General features: G+C 74.5%; 2 protein-coding genes and 2 pseudogenes. 2 read left to right on the forward strand and 2 right to left on the reverse strand.

What is annotated here, in order from left to right; translation table 11 throughout:
* Nucleotides 1-216, forward strand: a pseudogene (locus tag H5J33_RS33115) (GntR family transcriptional regulator); the annotation flags it as partial.
* 38 nt (nt 217-254) lie between these two features.
* On the forward strand, nt 255-1,016 hold the full coding sequence (locus H5J33_RS33120) for a cache domain-containing protein (protein ID WP_181798405.1): 762 nt from the start codon (nt 255-257) through the stop codon (nt 1,014-1,016).
* A gap of 425 nt (nt 1,017-1,441) precedes the next feature.
* Here H5J33_RS33120 and H5J33_RS33125 read toward each other — a convergent pair whose 3' ends face one another.
* Together H5J33_RS33125 and H5J33_RS33130 are read right to left on the reverse strand one after the other, a co-directional pair.
* Nucleotides 1,442-1,627 (reverse strand): hypothetical protein, encoded by a 186-nt coding sequence (locus H5J33_RS33125; protein WP_399552989.1) that lies wholly within the window; start codon nt 1,625-1,627, stop codon nt 1,442-1,444.
* 46 nt (nt 1,628-1,673) lie between these two features.
* A pseudogene (locus tag H5J33_RS33130) lies at nt 1,674-1,976 on the reverse strand (ArsR family transcriptional regulator); the annotation flags it as partial.

Here is a 1,976-nt window from a genome sequence, read left to right on the forward strand (position 1 = left end):
CGGCTCACCCGCGAACAGGTCGCCCTGCAGGGCGAGGTGGGCGCGCTGCCCTGCCTGGTCCTCGCCGAGGACGCATATCGTGAAGAAGTTGCGGACCGGCACCGCCGGGTCGTCGCCGCGGTGCAGGATGGGGCCGACGAAACGGCCGGCGCGCTGGCCGAGCGGTGCGTCAGGGAGTCGACGGCGCGGCTCGTCGCCGTACGCCTCACCCTCTGACCGCGCCGTGTGACGGTTCCCGCCGGCTGGAGGACACCATGGGCGTCAGGTCCCGGCTCGCCGCCGTCGCCACGGAGCCGGAGAGACGGGTCGCCGCACAGGTGGGCGGTGCGCTGGAGGCCGTGTTCGAGACGGTCGCCGCCACACGCGCCGAGACCACGGCGCTGCTGCACCGGGTGGCCGCCGAGGGGCGCCGGCCGGTCAGCCGCGACCTCGCCGCCCTGCGCCCCGGGCTGCATCCGCGGCTGGCGCGGGACGCGATCGTCTCCGGTGCCGGTTTCGTCGCGGCTCCCGGCCTGCTGGCCGACGCGCCGGCCTGGCTGGAGTGGTGGCAGTCCGGCGCCGACGGTGTCGTACGGCCGCTCGTGCTCGATCTCGACCCCGGCCGGTCGGCCTACTCCGACTACACGCGCTGGGACTGGTTCACGCTGCCCCGCGACACCGGGCGCCGGGCCGTGACCGGACCGTACGTGGACTACCTCTGCTCCGCCGAGTACAGCCTGACCGTGTCCGAACCGGTCCGCGTCCAGGGACGGTTCGCGGGCGTGGCGGCGGCCGACGTGTATCTGCGGCACTTCGAGGCGGCCGTGCTCCCGCTGCTGCGCGGCCTGCCCCGCCCGGCCCACCTGGTGAACGCGCACGGCCGGGTGGCCGCCTCCGCGGACACCGCCCACCTGGCCGGTTCCCTCACCAGGGGCCCGGACTTCGGCGAACTGCTCGACACCGCCCGCCCCGCCGCCCACGACGGACTGCGCCTGGTCCCATGCCCGGGCGTGCCCCTGGTCCTGGTCGTGGCCTGAACCTGCCCTGCTCACGAGTTGCGGGCGGTGATCGCTGAGGGCGGGTTGCCGAGTGCTCGGCCTGGACATACGCGAGGGGCTCCGTGACGGACCACCCGGCGGGCAGGCTCTCGAAGCCGTCCGACAGCCGCCGGAACCCCAGAACCTCCGTACCACCGCCGCCCGCAACGGCGTCCACCAGCTCATCCGTCATCGGCACCAACGACAACCCCTGCCGAAGAGCCACCACCCTGGCTTGTGCGACGTCCCGTGACAGCCCGCTGTCCCGCCAGACTCTGCGGCGGATCGGCGCGCGCAGGGCGCCCGGCGAGGACGAATTCGACGCCTTGGGACTGGGCCGGCACCGGTGGACCGACGACTGGGCTGCTTCCGGAGCCGATTGAGGGTGTGCCGCACCTCGGGGTCGGAGGGGGTGCGCACGCCGGTCAGGCCGCCGACAGGGCGATGCCCAGGGTGATCAGGGTGCCGGTCTTCAGGATTTCCAGTGCCACGTACCACAGGTGGCTCCGCGAGCGGGGCAGGTCCTCGCCCGCGAGCACCCGGTCCGACCTGCGGTTGAGGAGGGGGCGGACGGCGGCGAGCTGGACGGCGAGGAGGGCCGCCACCGTCACGGTCGGCGCGATGATCCCGGCCGGGGCGGCGGGTTCCGCGCGTGGGTCAGGGGGTCCGGACCGTCGTCGCGCCGGCCAAGTAGGCGACGCAGGAGTCCGGTTCGGCGAACGGCTCCAGCGCGGTGGCCGTCAGCGGCGCCTCCATCCGGGTCAACGCCCCCTGGATCAGGCCCAGGTGGAGTGAGCACACCAACCCGCCCTGCTCCTCGGCGAGTTCCAGGAAGGGGCAGTGACGCAGCCGGATCCGTCCTGGAGGCCGGCCGGGCTCGCCGGTGTCTTCGGCCCGCGGTGCGAAGCCCAGGCCGTCCAGCAGGGCGAGCAGCCGGGCCGTCGAGCGTTCGGGCGTCGG

This window comes from Streptomyces sp. WELS2 (assembly GCF_013870595.1).
GTDB lineage: Bacteria > Actinomycetota > Actinomycetes > Streptomycetales > Streptomycetaceae > Streptomyces.